The organism is Streptomyces sp. NRRL WC-3626 (assembly GCF_000718785.1).
GTDB lineage: Bacteria > Actinomycetota > Actinomycetes > Streptomycetales > Streptomycetaceae > Streptomyces > Streptomyces edwardsiae.
Window position 1 is genome coordinate 214,495 of sequence record NZ_JOCA01000008.1, and the last position, 16,652, is coordinate 231,146.

10 protein-coding genes are annotated in these 16,652 nt (G+C 72.4%); 3 read left to right on the forward strand and 7 right to left on the reverse strand.

The annotated features are described in order from the left end of the window. Nucleotides 1–16: 16 nt before the first annotated feature. Both IF28_RS0115170 and IF28_RS0115175 read right to left on the reverse strand, forming a co-directional pair. Complete coding sequence (locus tag IF28_RS0115170) at nt 17–1,021, reverse strand: carbohydrate ABC transporter permease (RefSeq protein WP_030219500.1); 1,005 nt, start codon at nt 1,019–1,021, stop codon at nt 17–19. 37 nt (nt 1,022–1,058) lie between these two features. Next, the gene (locus tag IF28_RS0115175; protein ID WP_030219503.1) at nt 1,059–2,375 is read right to left on the reverse strand and encodes an ABC transporter substrate-binding protein; all 1,317 of its coding nucleotides are present in this window, start codon (nt 2,373–2,375) and stop codon (nt 1,059–1,061) included. A gap of 183 nt (nt 2,376–2,558) precedes the next feature. Here IF28_RS0115175 and IF28_RS0115180 point away from each other — a divergent pair, with 183 nt between their 5' ends. Next, a complete protein-coding gene (locus tag IF28_RS0115180) occupies nt 2,559–3,869 on the forward strand; it encodes an ROK family protein (RefSeq protein WP_037893270.1) in 1,311 nt (436 codons plus the stop codon). A gap of 372 nt (nt 3,870–4,241) precedes the next feature. On the opposite strand, the gene IF28_RS0115185 is transcribed toward IF28_RS0115180, so the two are convergent. The 4 genes from IF28_RS0115185 to IF28_RS0115200 form a co-directional block, all read right to left on the reverse strand. Then, nucleotides 4,242–5,282: a LacI family DNA-binding transcriptional regulator gene (locus tag IF28_RS0115185; RefSeq protein WP_030219507.1), complete on the reverse strand. Its 1,041-nt coding sequence runs from the start codon at nt 5,280–5,282 to the stop codon at nt 4,242–4,244. Nucleotides 5,283–5,544: 262 nt separating this feature from the next. Next, on the reverse strand, nt 5,545–7,980 hold the full coding sequence (locus IF28_RS0115190) for a glycoside hydrolase family 3 C-terminal domain-containing protein (protein ID WP_030219509.1): 2,436 nt from the start codon (nt 7,978–7,980) through the stop codon (nt 5,545–5,547). Between the two features lie 32 nt (nt 7,981–8,012). Next, entirely contained in the window at nt 8,013–9,758 is a 1,746-nt protein-coding gene (locus IF28_RS0115195; protein WP_030219513.1) for a discoidin domain-containing protein, read from the reverse strand. Between the two features lie 117 nt (nt 9,759–9,875). Further along, nucleotides 9,876–10,946: a DUF1996 domain-containing protein gene (locus IF28_RS0115200; protein WP_030219514.1), complete on the reverse strand. Its 1,071-nt coding sequence runs from the start codon at nt 10,944–10,946 to the stop codon at nt 9,876–9,878. Nucleotides 10,947–11,226: 280 nt separating this feature from the next. Here IF28_RS0115200 and IF28_RS0115205 point away from each other — a divergent pair, with 280 nt between their 5' ends. Next, complete coding sequence (locus IF28_RS0115205) at nt 11,227–13,029, forward strand: hypothetical protein (RefSeq protein WP_030219517.1); 1,803 nt, start codon at nt 11,227–11,229, stop codon at nt 13,027–13,029. 111 nt (nt 13,030–13,140) lie between these two features. Here the strand turns inward: IF28_RS0115205 and fusA are convergent, their stop codons facing one another. Then, nucleotides 13,141–15,177 carry an elongation factor G gene (fusA, locus tag IF28_RS0115210; RefSeq protein WP_030219520.1) on the reverse strand — a complete coding sequence of 679 codons (2,037 nt, stop codon included), beginning with the start codon at nt 15,175–15,177 and terminating at the stop codon, nt 13,141–13,143. A 475-nt stretch (nt 15,178–15,652) separates the two neighbouring features. Here fusA and IF28_RS0115215 point away from each other — a divergent pair, with 475 nt between their 5' ends. Continuing rightward, the gene (locus tag IF28_RS0115215) at nt 15,653–16,648 is read left to right on the forward strand and encodes a helix-turn-helix transcriptional regulator (RefSeq protein ID WP_106982059.1); all 996 of its coding nucleotides are present in this window, start codon (nt 15,653–15,655) and stop codon (nt 16,646–16,648) included. Nucleotides 16,649–16,652 lie beyond the last annotated feature (4 nt).

Below are 16,652 nucleotides of genomic sequence, written 5' to 3' on the forward strand. Positions count from 1 at the left end.
TGCGGCCGTCTTGGTGCTAGACACGGGCGGACCTCCGCCGTTCGCGCGACGTCAGGAACAGGTACACGCCCGTCACGACGAGCAGGAAGAGCAGCAGCAGGACCGACATGGCGGAGCCGGTGCCGAAGTTCCAGGTGACGAACGACGACTGGTAGATGTGGATGGAGATCAGGTCGGCGGCCTCGGGGGCGGCCTTGCCGAACAGCACGTACGGCGTGTTGAAGTCGTTGAAGGTCCACAGGAACAGCACCAGGACCAGTACCTGGTTGACCGGGCGCAGCGACGGCAGGGTGATGCGGCGGATCTGCTGCCAGACGCCGGCGCCGTCCAGCGAGGCGGCCTCGTACAGCTCCTTGGGGATGTTCTGCAGGCCGGCCATGACGATGAGGAACGCGAACGGCCAGCCCTTCCACACCGATACGACGAGCAGCGCGATGAAGCTGTTGTCGCCGATCAGCCAGAAGGAGGGCTTGTCGGTGAGGCCGAGCTGGTCGTGCAGGACGTGGTTCACCAGGCCGTTGTCGTGCTGGAACATGAACGCCCAGGTGATGACGGCCGCGTAGACCGGCAGGGCGTACGGCACCAGGAAGACGGCCCGGAGCAGGCCCCGGCCGCGGAAGGTGTCCTGCATGCAGATCGCCGCGACCGTGCCGATGAACCAGCACAGGCCGACGGACAGCAGCGTGAACGCGCAGGTGACGAGGAAGGAGTGGAGCAGCGCCTCACCGACCGGGGCGCTGAAGTCCACCGACATCCGGTAGTTGTCGAGGGCGGTCCAGGGCGCCGTGGTCCAGTCCCGGATGTAGAACTGGGTGAGCTCCTTGAAGCTCATCACGATGCCGATGACCATCGGCACCAGGTGGACGAGGAGTTCGAGCAGCAGGGCCGGCAGGAGGAGCAGGTAGGGCAGTCCGATGCGGCGGATCCGCCCGGTGCGGCGGCGGGGTCCGCGCGCCGCACCGGGGGAGTTCTTGCCGACCGTCCGCCCGTCCGGCCCCGCCGGGGCGGTCGTGGTGGTCATGGAGAGGTCCGTGTCCGTGTCGGAGTCGGGTGGGCGGTCACTTGGCCGGCATCTGCTGCTGCGCCTTGGCGAGCTTGGCCTTCACCGACTCGGTGGTCACCTCGCGGCCGGCGGCGGCGTCGGCGAACAGTTCCTTCACGGCCGTACCGACCGCCGTCTCGAACTGCGACTCGTCCGGCACCTGCGGCAGCGCGGCGGCGCTGGTGGCGAGCGTCTCCCGCAGTACGCCGGTGGCCTGGGTGTTGAACGCCGCGTCGGACTGGGCGGCCTTGACCGGCGGGATGGAGCCGTAGGCCTTGTTGAGGATCTTCTGCTCGGCGTCGCTGGTCATGAACTTCACGAACTTCGTGGCGCCGTCGACGTTGTCGGTGTTCTTGAACACGGCCATGTTGATGCCGGCGACCATGGAGTTGGTGCTCTCGCCGGTGCCGGGGGTGCCGGAAGCGACCGGGGCGGGGGCGACGCCCCACTGGTCGTCCTTCATGCCCATGGTCTTGAAGGTGGCCGAGGCGGTCTGCCAGAGCACCATCGCCGTCTTGCCCTTGGCGAAGTCGCTGAGGGACTGGTTCTGCGCGTATTCGGCGTTGCCCGGGGCGATGACCTTGTCCTTGGCCATCAGGTCGACGTACTGCTTGACGGCGGCGACGGCGCCGTCGGAGGTGAAGTCGGGCTTGCCGTCGGCGGTGAAGAAGTCGGCGCCGTGCTGTTTGCCGAGGACGAAGATCTGGTGGATGTTGTTCGACAGGTTGGAACCCTCGGCACCGAGGCCCCACTTGCCGTCCTTGGAGATCTTCTTGCCGGTCTCGACCAGCTCGTCCCAGGTGGCCGGCGGCTTGGTGACGCCCGCGTCGGCGAACATCTGCTTGTTGTAGTAGAGCGCGTAGGCCATCGAGTACAGCGGCACCGCGGCCGGGTCCTGGCCCTCGACGCCGGTCGAGCCGAGCGCGGAGTCGACGAAGCGGTCCTTGCCGCCGATCTTGTCGAAGTTCTTGGCGTCCCAGGGCAGCAGCGCGCCGGTGGCCTGCAGGGAGGCGCTCCAGGTGTTGCCGATGTTCAGGACGTCGGGGCCCTGGCCGGAGGTGGTGGCGGTGAGGATCCGGTTGAGCAGGTCGGACCAGGGCACGACCTCCAGCTTCACCTTGATCCCGGTCTCCTTCTCGAACTTGTCGAGCTCCGGCTGGAGGACCTTCTTGTCGATCTCGACGCTGGCGCCCTGGTTGGAGGCCCAGTAGGTGAGTTCCTTCGGCGAGTCGTTGGACCCGCCGCCCGTCGACGAGCCCCCGCCGCAGGCCGAGGCGGCGAGTGCGAGAGACATGGTGACGGCGCCTATGGCTGCGGCTCGGATGCTGCGCATGGCTTCTGGGTCCCTTTCCGGGAGGCGAGAAGTCAGAGGCCGGCTTCCGGAAACGACACCCCGTTCGCGCCCCGAAGCCCCTCATGGCTTAATTTAGGACGTGAGTTAAACCTCAAGAGAAGGACACGTCAAGGTGTCGCGCACGGTCGGACGCCGGCTGTGGGCCCACGGAGGAGGGGCGCAATGGCCAGAGAGACCGGACGCACCGTCCGTGACCTGCGGCGGGACAACCGCACCGCCGTTCTGCAACGGTTGTATTTCGACGGGCCGATGAGCAGGCTCGCGCTGGGTTCCGCCGCCGGGATGAGTTCGGGTTCCGTCAGCAACGTCGTCGCCGAACTCCTCGCCGAGGGGCTGGTGGAGGAGGCGGGCAGCCTCGGCGCGGACGGCGGCCGGCCGCGCACACTGGTCCGCGTCGTGGCGGACCGGGGGCGGCTGATCGGGGTCGATGTGGGTGAAACCCGGGTGCGCGTCGAGCTGTTCGATCTCTCGATGCGCGAACTGGCGCGTGCGGAGCGGCTGTTGCCCGGTCATGGGAAGCGGTCGTACGACGTCGGCGTGGTCGCCGGTCATATCCTCGACGGTGTCGTGGAGGTGCTGGGCGCGGCGGGGGCGGGGGGCGGTGAGCTGCTGGGCGTGGGCATCGGGGTGCCCGGGATCGTCGAGCAGACCTCGGACGGTCCCCTGGTGCACGGGCAGACCGTCGGCTGGGACGCCGTGCCACTGGAGCGGCTGCTGCGGGCGCCGGGGCGGCTGCCCTCCGGTCTGCCGGTGTTCATCGACAACGGGGCGAGGACGCTGGGGCAGGCCGAGATGTGGTTCGGCGGGGGGCGCGGGGCGCGCGACGCGGTGGTGGTGCTGTTCGGTTCGGGGGTCGGGGCGTGTGTCGTCGCCGACGAGCTGGCGGGGGGCCGGGCTGTGGAGTGGGGGCATCTGACGGTACGGGTGCGGGGGCGCCGGTGCCGTTGTGGTGCGCGGGGGTGTCTGGAGGCGTACGCGGGCGCGGAGGCGCTCGTCGCGCGGTGGCGGGAGGCGGGGGGCCGGCCGCCGGACGGGGTGGACGAGGAGGGGGCGCTGACGGCGTTGCTGGCGGAGGGGGCGGCGGGCGATGGGGTGGCGGTGGGGGTGCTGGAGGAGACGGCGGAGTATCTGGGGGCGGGGCTGGCCGACCTGATCAATCTCTTCCAGCCCGAGCGGATCCTGGTCGGCGGGTGGGCGGGGCTGCAGCTGGGGGCACGGTTCCTGGAGAGTGTGCGGCGGCATGCGCTGGCGTACGCGCTGCGGCGGCCCGCCGCACGGGTCGACATCGTGCTCGGCCGGCTGGGGCCGGACGCGGTGACGGTGGGCGCGGCGATTCTTCCGCTCGCGGACTTCTTCGCCCGCGGGGGCCGGCGGGCGCCCATGCCTCCGGCGCCGGCACCGGCGTGGCGGGCGGCACTCGGGGAGCGACTGGCGTCGCCGGCTGTGGTGAGCGGGGGCGGCGCGGTGGAGTGAGGGCGGGCTGTCGAGCACCGCGCGTTCACGGTGCCCCGGGGCGCGCGGGAGTGAGGGCCCGCTGGGGGGGGTGCCCCACGCCACGGGACCCGGGCCGCGCGAGTGTGAGGGCCCGCTGGGAGGTGCCGCTGCGCCCACCCGTGCCGCCCCAGCGGCACGACTGCCCGCAGTTGAGCGGCCGGGCGCCTCTCACACACCGCACCGACAGCACCCCAGGGGCGCGGGGAACTGCGCGACCGGCCACCCACCACCCGCAGTCGAGCGACAGGGCCACCTCACGCACACCGCAGGGAACTGCGCGGCCGGCCACCAAGCATCCGCTGCCGGGGTGAGAGGCGGGGCCGCCCCGGCGCCGGGGCCCGCTGCCGAGCGTTACGCGGAGTCGCGTACCACCAGTTCCGGGTCGAAGATCACTGATGTGGCGTCCGTGCGGCGGCCGGCGATGTGATCGTCGAGGAGACTGGCCATCGTCGACGCCATCTCCTCCACCGGCTGCCGCACCGTCGTCAGCCGGGGCCGGCACGTGACCGCGACACTCGAATCGTCGAAGCCGACGACCGCCACGTCCCGCGGCACCCGGCGCCCCTGGTCGCGCAGGACCTGGATCGCCCCCTGGGCCATCAGGTCGTTCGCCGTGAACACCCCGTCGACGTCGGGGTGTTGGGCGAGCAGCGACGCCATCGCCGACATCCCGCTGTCGACCGTGAACCCGCCCTCGGCGACCGGCACGTACGGGTCCCCGTGCCGGGCCAGGGTGTCCCGGAACCCGGCGAGGCGTTCCTGGCTCGCGGCGACCGCGAGCGGACCGGTGACGGTCGCGATCCGGCGGCAGCCGCGCGCCAGCAGATGCTCGGCGGCGAGCCGGCCGCCCTCACGATGGGCGAGGTCGACGTAGCTGAGCGGCACCGGACGCCCGGGCCGGGCGAACAGCACCGCTGGCAGCCGGGCGTCGGCGAGCAGCGCGGGCAGCGGGTCGTCGTGGTGGGTGGAGACCACGAGGGCGCCGTCCGCGCCGCCCTGGCGGAGGTAGGACACGACCTCCTGACGGCTCTCGGGCGTCTCGGCGAACATCAGCACCGGGTGCATTCCGCGCGGCCGCAGCCGTCCGACCACACCGCCGACGACGCGGCCGAAGAAGGGGTCGGCGAACACCCGCGTGGCGAAGGCGTTCTGCTCCGTGTCGGAGGAGTCCCCCGCGCCGGAGACGACCAGCGCCACGGTCGTGGTGCGCCGGGTCACCAGCTGCCGGGCCGCCTGGTTGGGGGTGTAGCCGGTGCGTTCGATGGCCCGGCGGACCAGGTCCTGGATGCCGGGGTCCACGTTGCGGACGCCGTTGACCACCCGGGACACGGTGGCCCGGGAGACGCCGGCCTCCCGGGCCACGTCCTCCAGGGTCGGGGCCTGTCTGCTCATGACGGCACTTTAACCGCCGGGCCCGCACGCCCGGTAGAGCGCTCTCCCGCACCCCGCCCTTGCCGGAGGGCGCCGCCCCGGCCCACGGACGTGGGCCTCCCCCGCAGGCTCCGGCCCGGCGGGACGCGCTCCGGAGCCCTCCTGGCCGCCGGGCCCGCCCCGGTATACGCACCACCGACCCCGCCCGCCCCGCAGGGCCGCGCTCCCCGGCCCGCCCCGGTGCACCTGCCTACGCCGGGCCCCGCCCGCCCCGTCCACCGCGTCACGCCGACGCGCGGACCTCCGCCGCCAGCGGCAGCTCCCCCGCCGAGCGGCCCGCCATTACCCGGCACGGGCCCGGTTCGACCTGCCAGGTGTGGTGCTCCACCGACCAGTGCCGCAGTGCCCGCGCCGGGAGCCGTACCCGTGCCGTCACCGTCTCCCCCGGACCGGCGTGCACGGCCGCGTACCCGGCGAGCCACCGTTCGGGGCGGTCGACCGGGCCGGGCGGCCGGGCGAGATAGACCTGGACGACCTCCCGGCCCGCCCGCTCACCGGTGTTGCGTACCCGCACCGTCACCGTCAGGTCCTCCCCCGTCCGCCAGACAGGCGGCACACGCAACTCCTCGTACGACCATGTCGTATAGCCGAGGCCGTGCCCGAACCAGTAGGCGGGCGCCCGGTGCTGACGCAGCCAGCCCCGGTAGCCGACGTGCAGGCCCTCGTCGTACGGGAGCCGGCCGTCGGCCGGGCGGGTGCGGGTGACGGGGGCGTCGGCGAGGACGGCCGGCCAGGTGGTGGGCAGCCGGCCGCCCGGCTCGGCGCGTCCGAAGAGCACGTCGGCCACCCCTGCGCCGCCCTCCTGCCCGGGGAACCAGGCCAGCAGGACCGCGCCCGCCGCCTCCCGCCACGGCATCTCGACGGGCCCGCCGCTGTTGACCACGGCGACCGTGCGCGGATTGGCGGCGGCGACGGCGTGGACGAGCGCGTCCTGGCCGGCGCCGAGAGCGAGGCCGGTCCGGTCGTAGCCCTCGGACTCACCGTGTTCGGTCGTGCCGACGACCACGATCGCCGCGTCCGCCTCCCGCGCCGCACGGGCCGCCCCGGCCAGCGACGCGGCGGTGTCCGGGGCCGGCGGGGCGGCGCTGACGACGGTCGCGCGGCCGGTGCCCGGCGCCAGTTCACGGCGGGCCACCAGCAGCACGTCCCGGCCGGCCACCAACTCGGCGGCGGCATACCGGGCGGGCGGGTTCACGTGGACGACCGCCGGATCGTCGGTCGCGGGCGGGTACCGCCCGTCCAGGAGCACCCGCCCGTCCAGGGCCAGGCTCATCCGCCCGAAGCCCGCGACGCCGAGCGTCCAGCGGCCCCCGGTGCGGGGACGCAGCCGGGCACTGATCTCGACGGTGCGCGCGCCCGGCACCGGGCGCGGCTCCAGCAGCCGTCCGCCGCCCCGCCGTTCGGCGTACAGTTCGGCGCCGTCGGCGTCGAGTACGCGCAGCAGCACTCCGGGCAGGCCGGAGCGCGGGTCGGCGCACATCGAGGCGTCCAGGGCGGGCGCGGGGCCGTCCGGACGGGGGCCGGGGACGTGGACGACGCGGGCGCGGCCGCGCAGTGCGGCCCGGACGCCGTCCAGGACGGACACCTCGTCCTGCGGGAAGACGCCCGCGCTGCCGCCGCCCTGGGAGCGGGTCCGTGCGGCGTGCTCCCCGATCACGGCGACCGTCCCGAGGCGGCCGGGGTCCAGGGGCAGGACGCCCCGGTTGCTCAGCAGCACCGCCCCGGCGGCGACGGCCCGCCGGGCCAGGGCCCGTACGTCCCGGGTGCGCATCGGGGCGCGGGCGGGGGGCCGTTCGTCACCGAGGGCGCCGCAGCGGGCGGCGAGCCGCAGCAGGCGCCGTACCTTGTCGTCGACGGCCGCCTCGGGCACGCCGCCGTCGGCCACCGCGCGGGCCAGGGCCTCGCCCCAGGGGCCGTCCGGCCCGGGCATGGCGAGGTCCAGCGCGGCACGCGCGGTGGGTACGGTGTCGCGCACCGCTCCCCAGTCGGAGACGACGACACCGTCGAAGCCCCATTCGCTCTTCAGCGGGTCGGCGAGCAGCCCGCTGGCGGTCATCGTGGTGCCGTCGACCGCGTTGTAGCCGGCCATCACCAGGCGTACCCCGGCGCCCACCGCGGCTTCGAAGGGCGCCAGATACACCTCCCGCAGGGCGCGTTCGCCGACGCGTACGTCGACGGTGAGCCGGTCGGTCTCGGAGTCGTTGGCCACGTAGTGCTTGGCCGTCGCGGCCACCCCGCCCGCCTGGATGCCGCGGACGAGGGCGGCGCCGATCCGGCCGGTCAGCTCCGGGTCCTCGGAGAAGCACTCGAAGTGCCGGCCGCCCAGCGGGCTGCGGTGCAGGTTGAGGTTGGGGGCGAGCAGGACGTGCACGCCCTTGCGCCGTGCCTCGGCGGCGAGGAGGCCGCCGAGGCGTTCCACGAGTGTCTCGTCCCAGGTGGCGGCGAGCGCGGTCGCGGACGGCAGCAGCACGGAGGTACTGCGCTCGTCCCACGACTGCCCGCGTACGCCCGCCGGCCCGTCCGACATCACCAACTCACGCAGTGCCACGGCCGGTTCGGCGCGGGTGCGCCAGGTCGTGGCGCCGCTGAGCAGCAGCGCGCGGGCGCGCGGGGTCAGTTTGCCCAGCAGTCGCTCGATGTCGTCCTCGCTCGTCCCCACCCGGGTCCCCGCCCTCTCTTCCCGATGCCGTGTCAGTTGTAGACGCCGAACTCGTACAGCGAGTAGCCGTAACCGGTGCCACGTGCGGTGCCGTTGACCCGGACGTAGCGGCCGGTGCCGGTGACGTCGAGGGTGTCGACACCGCCGTTGCCGTCGGTGACGGTGCGTACGGTCTGCCAGTTCTGTCCGTCGTCGGAGGTCTGGATGGTGTACGCCCGGGCGTAGGAGGTCTCCCAGTACAGCTGCACATGCCGGAAGGCGGTGCGGCTGCCGAGGTCCACGCGCAGCCACTGGGGGTCGCTCCAGTCACTGGCCCAGCGCGTGTTCGCGTCGCCGTCCACGGCGTTGGCGGCGGGGCAGGGGCAGTCGCCGTAACCCGGCTGGAACGACGAGGCGGTGGCCGGTTTGCCGAGCGCCACGTCGGTGCCGTCCACGGCGGGCGGCACGACCCGCGCGGAGAGGGTCTCCACGCCGACGTTGCCCTTGCCGTCGGTGGCCTTGACGTACAGCTTCCACACACCGGGACGCTCGGGCGCGGTGACCTTCAGCCGGCCGCCGCCCAGGTCGGTGAACGGCAGGGTGGTCAACTGCTTGCCCTGGTCGATGTAGTTGCTGTTGGCCTGTACCTCGTACGCGATCCGGTCGCCGTCCGGGTCGGTCGCCCGGGTGGTGAGCACCAGGTCCTTGCCCGCCTGCACCCGGCCCGCGTCGCCCTCGACGCCGAAGCCGGAGACCACCGGCGGTGTGTTGTCGCGCGAGGTGTCGGCGCCGTACGCCCGTTTCACCGCGTAGTACGACAGCCGCTTCTCGCCGGCCGGGAGGAGGTTGAACCAGATGCCGCCGAAGTCGTACTCGGTGCCGTAGTGGAACAGGGTCGCGCCGAGGGCGACGCCGCGGTGCCCGGTGACGCAGTTCCAGGCCTTGGTGTACCCCTCGGCCTTCGCCCGGTCGGTGGGTTCCCTCGGTACGCCGTTGGCGTCGTCCGGCACCTCCCACTCGCCGGCCGGACCGGACTCGGTGACGATGTACGGCTTCGTGTAGCCGCCCTGTTCCCAGGCGGCCCGGACGTCACAGACGGCGTCGTAGGAGTTGACGGCGTACAGGTCCAGGTCGGGGGCGTTCCTCTTGTAGTACGGCCAGGCGCCGACCCAGGCATCGGTGGAGGTCACCGGGTGGTCGGGGTCGGCGGCGTGGATCCGCTTCGTCACGTCGTTGACGAAGGTGGTGTAGGCGTCGCGCTGCCGCTCGAGTTCGTCGCCGCTGTAGCAGTTCTGCAGGCCGAGCACGGACTCGTTTCCGACGTTCCACATGAGGACGCCCGGGTGGTCCTTGTACTCCCGCACCCAGCGCGGGAACTCGGCGAGCATCTGCTCCTTGTACGCGGTGTCCGTCAGGTAGTTCACGCAGCCGCCGCTGCCCGGTCCGCCGCCGGGCTGCAGCCAGAACCCGGCGATGACCTTGACGCCGTGCGCGGCGGCGGAGTCGAGCAGGGGCCTGCTGCTCGCGTCCGTGCCCCAGGTGCGGATGGTGTTGACGCCCATGGACTTCAGGTCGGGCAGGTAGCGGTCGGCGTCGGCGACGGAGGGACCCCAGGTCAGGCCCTTGATCTGGTACGGGCTGCCGTCGACGGTCAGCTGCCAGTTGCCCTGGCCGCCGGTGACCTTCACCGTGCTGCCCGCGGCGACGGCCTGCGGGCCGGGCAGGGCGGTGAGGGCGCCGGCGGTGAGCAGGGCGGCGGTCAGGGGTGCGGTGAGTCTGCGGGCGTGTGGTCGGCTCATGTGGGGTCTCCGGGTACGGGGTGGGGGGCGGCCCGGCCGTGACAGGGCGTGGACGGCCGGACCGGCCCGTTCGGTGCGGCCGGCCCGCCCTTGCGGGGAGCCGGCCGGGGGGCGGGTTCAGGGCAGTTCGTAGCGCTCGTTCAGGGCCGCGCCGGCCTCCGGGTGGTTCTGGTCGTAGCCGCGCGCGTCGCACTGCAGACCGCCGACGACGCAGTGGTCGACCATGGCCTTCAGGGTGCGTTCGTCCCACGCGTTGAAGAAGTCGTAGTGGAACGAGTAGCTCGCGCCACTGGCCAGCCGCACCCGTGAGAGGTCGCCGTTGACCGGGAACGCCATCTTGAACTCGATCATCGGCAGGGCCACCGGGTGGGAGGCCGGGCAGATGTTGTTGTTGGTACCGGGGTTCACCACCGGATAGGCCATGTGGGCCTGGTGGTTCGGGGTGTCCAGGTTGCGGCCGTCCCAGCAGCTGGGCGCCTGGAACCGGATGTTGACCTGGACGTCACGGCGGTCGGGGCAGTCGGCCGGGAAGTCGACGTTGAAGAAGCTGTCACCGCACTCCCAGCCCTCGACGAAGCCCCGGTGGCCGCGGAACTCCTGGGCGCTCTGCATGGGGCTGCCGACGACATAGCGCAGTCCCTTGGGGAAGGGCCGCACGCTGGTGTAGTCGGTGACGCCGGCCTTGTAGTAGATGACCTGCGGACCCACCGGCAGGACCGGCCGGTCGCCGTCGTACATGGTGGGCATCCAGTACGCCGACCGGTCGCCGGGGGCGAGGCAGGTGGTGGAACCCGCGGCGAGCGAGGCCGTCGTGCTGTTCGCGTCGGTCGTCGTGTTGCCCATGAACGTGTGGTCGTGGGACTTGCCGGGCTGCTGCGGGTAGACGATCGGGTCGTCGGGCGCGGTGTGGGTGACCGAGCAGTTGGCCTGGAACTCGTGGAAGTAGCGGTGCGGCGGCTCCTTCGTGGACGGGGCGACACCGGTGACCGGCGGGTTCGCGGGGATGTAGCCGTCGCCGTCGGGGTCCTCGGGCGAGGCGGCGGTCGAGACCGCCATGGTGTGCCCGGCGGGGTGCACGGCCGGAGCGTCGGCGTCGGCACCGGCCGCGACCGTGCCGACCCCGATCGAGGTCAGCAGTAACGCGGTCGCGATCAGGGTGCCGGACAGAACTCTTGATCTCCGTGGCATGGAGACCTCCTGAGAGGGGTCGGGGAAAATCTCGGAGAGCGCTCTCCCACGGACGGAGTGTTGAGCTCCCGGCGGGAAGGTGTCAAGGGATCCGGCACAAGGATCAACAGGTCACGCGCTCACCTCACCAACGGGCGGCGTATCCACACTTGTTGAACACGGCGAAGGTTGAACGGTCATAACTCTTGACGTGTCTCGCACACGGATGAAACATGCAGACCCAGAGAGCGCTCCCCCACCCCCACATCGTTCACTTTCCGAACAAGGAGAGAGACGCCCCATGCCCGCTTCCCCCACGAACTCCCCCACACCCGAACCCTCCGGGGTACGGCGCCGGGCCCTGCTGGGCGCCGCCGCGGCCGCTCCCGTACTGGCCGCGGGCCTGTCCACGACGGCCTCCGCCGCGACCCCGGCGGGGCGCAAGAAGCCGCGCCGGCTGCGGGCCGGCGGCGATCTCGGCCCCAACGTGATCGTCTTCGACCCGTCCACGCCGGGCATCCAGGGCCGCCTTGACGAGATCTTCCGGCAGCAGGAGAGCGCCCAGTTCGGCACCGGCCGCTATCAACTCCTGTTCAAGCCGGGCACGTACAACGGGCTCAACGCCCAAATAGGCTTCTACACCTCCATCTCCGGACTGGGTCTCTCCCCCGACGACACCACCATCAACGGTGATGTGACGGTCGACGCCGGCTGGTTCGACGGCAACGCCACGCAGAACTTCTGGCGTTCGGCGGAGAACCTCGCCGTCGTCCCGGTCAACGGCACCAACCGGTGGGCGGTCGCGCAGGCGGCCCCGTTCCGGCGGATGCACGTTCGCGGCGGGCTCAACCTCGCTCCGGACGGCTACGGCTGGGCCAGCGGCGGCTACATCGCGGACAGCCGGGTCGACGGCACGGTCGGGCCGTACTCGCAGCAGCAGTGGTACACCCGCGACAGCTCGGTCGGCGGCTGGACCAACGCCGTCTGGAACATGGTGTTCTCGGGTGTCGAGGGCGCTCCCGCACAGGGCTTCCCGGAGCCGCCGTACACCACGCTCGACCGGACCCCGGTCTCCCGCGAGAAGCCGTTCCTGTACCTCGAAGGCGACCAGTACCGCGTCTTCCTGCCCGCGCTGCGCACCGACGCGCGCGGTGTCACCTGGGGCAACGGCACCCCGCGCGGCACCTCGCTGCCACTGGACCGCTTCTACGTCGCGAAGCCGGGCGACTCGGCGGCCACCCTCAACCAGGCGCTCGGCCAGGGCCTCAACCTGCTGCTCACGCCGGGGATCTACCACGTCGACCAGCCGGTCCGGGTGGACCGCGCCGGCACGGTCGTCCTGGGCCTCGGCTACGCCACCCTGATCCCCGGCAACGGTGTCACCGCCCTCAAGGTCGCCGACGTCGACGGCGTACGCCTCGCGGGCTTCCTCATCGACGCCGGGCCCGTCAACTCGCCCGTCCTGCTGGAGGTCGGCCCGGACGGCGCCTCCCGGAACCACTCCGCCGACCCCGTCACCGTGCAGGACGTCTTCCTCCGCGTCGGCGGGGCCGGCCCCGGCAGGGCGACCACCGCGATGGTGGTCAACGCCCGGCACACCATCGTCGACCACACCTGGGTCTGGCGCGCCGACCACGGCGACGGCGTCGGCTGGGAGACCAACCGCTGCGACTACGGCGTCGTCGTCAACGGCCACGACGTCCTCGCCACCGGCCTGTTCGTCGAGCACTTCAACAAGTACGACGTGCAGTGGAACGGCGAACGCGGCCGCACGGTCTTCTTCCAGAACGAGAAGGCCTACGACGCCCCCGACCAGGCCGCCGTGCAGAACGGCTCGATCAAGGGCTACGCGGCCTACAAGGTCGGCGACCACGTCACCACCCACGAGGGCTGGGGCATGGGCAGTTACTGCTACTACAACGTGAACCCGGGCATCGTCCAGCACCACGGCTTCGCCGCGCCGAACCGGCCGGACGTGCGCTTCCACGGACTGCTGGTGGTGTCGCTGAGCGGCAACGGGCAGTACGAGTGCGTCATCAACGACACCGGTTCCCCGACGTCCGGCACCGACACGGTGCCCTCCAAGGTGGTGTCGTACCCCTGATCCCGCCGCCGGGGGGCATGCCCCGACCGAACGCCGGCGGTCGGGTGTGCTCGTACGGCGACGGTGGCGGCCCCTCCCGGCTGAGTTGCGGGAGGGGCCGCCGTCCACGCGTTACCGCGTGGGCGCGGGCGCGTAGCCGGTGGGCCGGGTGGTGAAGGTGCCTCGGCCCTGGGTGCGGCTGCGCAACCGGGTCGCGTAGCCGAACAGTTCGGCCAGCGGCACGGTCGCGGTGACGACCGTGGCACCCGCCCGGGTGACCGAGCCGGTCACCCGGCCGCGGCGCGCGGCAAGATCACCGAGCACCCCGCCGACCGAGTCCTCGGGCACGGTGACGGTGACCTCGACGACGGGTTCCAGCAGGACCATCGCGCAGGCCCGCAGGGCGTCCCGGAGTCCCAGCCGTCCGGCCGTGCGGAACGCCGTGTCCGACGAGTCCTTCACATGGGTCGAACCGTCGGTGAGCGTGACGCGGAGCCCGGTCACCGGATGGCCGCCCAGGGGCCCTTCGGCCAGGGCGTCCCGGCAGCCGGCCTCGACCGCGCGGACGTACTCCTGCGGGACCCGGCCGCCGACGACCGCCGAACGGAACCCGAACCCGGACTCCGGGGAGTCCAGCGGCTCGACGTCCAGCACGACATGGGCGAACTGCCCCGCCCCGCCGTCCTGTTTGACGTGCCGGTACACGAACCCGGACACTCCCCGGCCCACCGTCTCCCGGTGACTCACCCGGGGGCGGCCGACGTTCACACCCAGCCCGTGCTCACGCCGGACCTTCTCCGCCGCGACCTCCAGGTGAAGTTCGCCCATGCCGGACAGCACCGTCTGCCCGGTCTCCGGGTCGGTGCGCACGACCAGCGAGGGGTCCTCCTCGGCGAGCCGCGCGAGCGCCGACGCCAGACGCCCGGTGTCGGTGCCCTTCAGTGCCTCGACGGCCACGGAGACGACCGGTTCGGCGACCCCCGGGGGTTCCAGGACCAGCGGGTTCTCCGGTGCGCACAGGGTGGCGCCGGGGCGGGCGGACTTCAGCCCGATCACGGCGACGATGTCCCCGGCGACGGCCCGGTCCAGCCGGTCGTGCCGGTCGGCCTGGACGCGCAGGATGCGGGCGACGCGCTCGGAGCGGCGTGCGGTGGCGTCCCATACCGTGTCTCCCTTCTCGATCGTTCCCGAGTACACCCGCAGATAGGTCAGCCGCCCGGTGGCGGTCGCGTTCACCTTGAACGCGAGGGCCGCGAGCGGTGCCGCCGGGTCGGCGGCCCGCCGCTGTTCGCCGCCGTCGCGGTCCGTGCCGTGCACCGGCGGCACGTCGAGCGGCGACGGCAGGTAGGCGAGTACGGCGTCCAGCAGCGGTTCGACACCGCGGTTGCGGTAGGCGGAGCCGCACAGGACGACGACGGCGTCACCGCGGTGGGTGAGGTCCCGCAGCGCGGCGGCGAGCGTGGCGTCGCCGAGCGTGCCGGTGTCGCAGAACTCCTCCAGCGCGCCCGGATGCCGTTCGGCGACGGTCTCCTCCAGCAGCCGGCGCCGTGTGCGCGCCTCCTCGCGCAGTTCGTCCGGCACGGGTGCCGCGTCGTCGGCCTTGCCCTCGTCGGTCCAGGTCAGGGCACGCATGCGCAGCAGGTCGACGACGCCGGTGAAGGTGTCCTCCGCGCCCATGGGCAGCTGCACCGCCAGGGGTACGGGGTGCAGCCGCTCCCGGATGGAGGCGACGGCGGCGTCCAGGTCGGCGCCGGCCCGGTCCATCTTGTTGACGAACGCGATCCGCGGCACACCGTGCCGGTCCGCCTGCCGCCACACCGACTCGCTCTGCGGCTCCACACCGGCGACCGCGTCGAACACGGCCACCGCGCCGTCGAGGACGCGCAGGGAACGCTCCACCTCGTCGGCGAAGTCGACATGGCCCGGGGTGTCGATGAGGTTGATCCGGTGACCGTCCCAGGCGCAGCTGACGGCGGCGGCGAAGATGGTGATGCCCCGGTCGCGTTCCTGCGGGTCGAAGTCGGTGACGGTGGTGCCGTCATGGACCTCGCCGCGCTTGTAGGTGGTGCCGGTGGCGAACAGGATCCGCTCGGTGACGGTGGTCTTGCCGGCGTCGACGTGGGCGAGGATGCCCAGGTTGCGGACGGTGGCGAGGGGGTTGGTGCGCATGGCCCGTGGCCTTTCGGATGTTTCCGGAAAAGGGCTGCGCGATTCCCGGCGCACGCGTCGTACGCCCCTCGATCGGTCGGGGCGTCGAAGGTCAGACGTGCGTCACGGGCATCCGGTGCCGGCCGCGCGGCGGGCGCCGGACGGCGGGAGACACCAGGATCACCACGGACCGGCGGGACCGGGAACGGGGAGCGGCGGCGGTGGCGTGGTCGCGCACGGCTGTACCCCCCTCAACGGTCGTGGAAGCGCGCCCCGTTGGCGGGCGGCGCCTGTGCGGTGAGTGTAGGGAACGCCGTGGTGGCCGGGCCACGCCTTTTCCCCCGGGCCCCAGCCGCGGCTGCCCCGTCGCGGACGCCTGATCGCATCAACGATCAACAAACCCTGGAGTCCTGGGTTCCAGAACGTCAAGATGTCCTTACACTGCGGCAGAGGCATGGGTGGTCGTTCTCCCATGACAGGACCAGGAGTGGTGCTCGTGGAAGCGCGTGAAATGGGGGTCCTCGGGCTGTCCGCCGCCGAGGAGCACGTCTACCGGCACCTGCTGCGGAACCCCGGTGCCCCCTTGGACGACGCGCACATCCTGTTGAGACACAGCGCGGAGGCCGTACGGGGCGCCGTGGAGCGGCTGCGCGCGCTGCACATCGTCCGCGAGGACGACGGGACGGTCTGGGCCGCCGAGCCGCAGCTCGTCGTGGCCCGGCTCGCGGAGCAGCGTCTGGAGGACCTCTACGGGGAGATACGCGTCCTCACCCATCTCGGCCCGATCATCGACGCGTTGACGCGTGACATGCCCGCCACGGCGACCGCGGAGACCGTGCCCACCGTCGAGCGGATCACCGATGTGAAGGAGATCCGCACCCGTCTCGACGAGCTCTCCTTCTTCGCCCGCACCGAGGTGCTCTCCGCCGAGCCCTACGATGCGCTGAGCGTCGAGAACATCGAGCACGCGCGTCCGCTGGACATGCGCTGTCTGCGACGCGGCGTCGTCATCCGCAACCTGGTGCGTCCCGAGGCGCTGGAGGACCCGCCGACCGTCGCGTATCTGACGGAGCTCGCCGTGGCCGGTGCCCAGATCCGGGTCTCGGGTGAGCTCACCGAGCTGATGCTGGTGTACGACCAGCACACCGCGCTGGTGCCGATCGATCCGCAGGACACGTCGAAGGGCGCGCTGTGCGCCCGGGAGTCCGGGATCGTCACCAACATCATCCGGCACTTCGAGCGGCTGTGGGACTCCGCCGACGTGTTCAGTCCCCTGACCGGTCTCGTGGAGTCCGCGGGCACCGAACCGTCGGAGGCCCAGCGGACGGTACTCGCGGCCATGTGCTCGGTCGGTACGGACGAGGCCGGCGCCCGTGCCAGCGGGATGGCCCTGCGCACCTACCGGCGTCACATCTCCGCCCTGATGCAGCTCCTGGGCGCGGAGAACCGGGCGCACGCCGCCCTGCTCGCACGCGAGCGCGGCTGGATATGACACC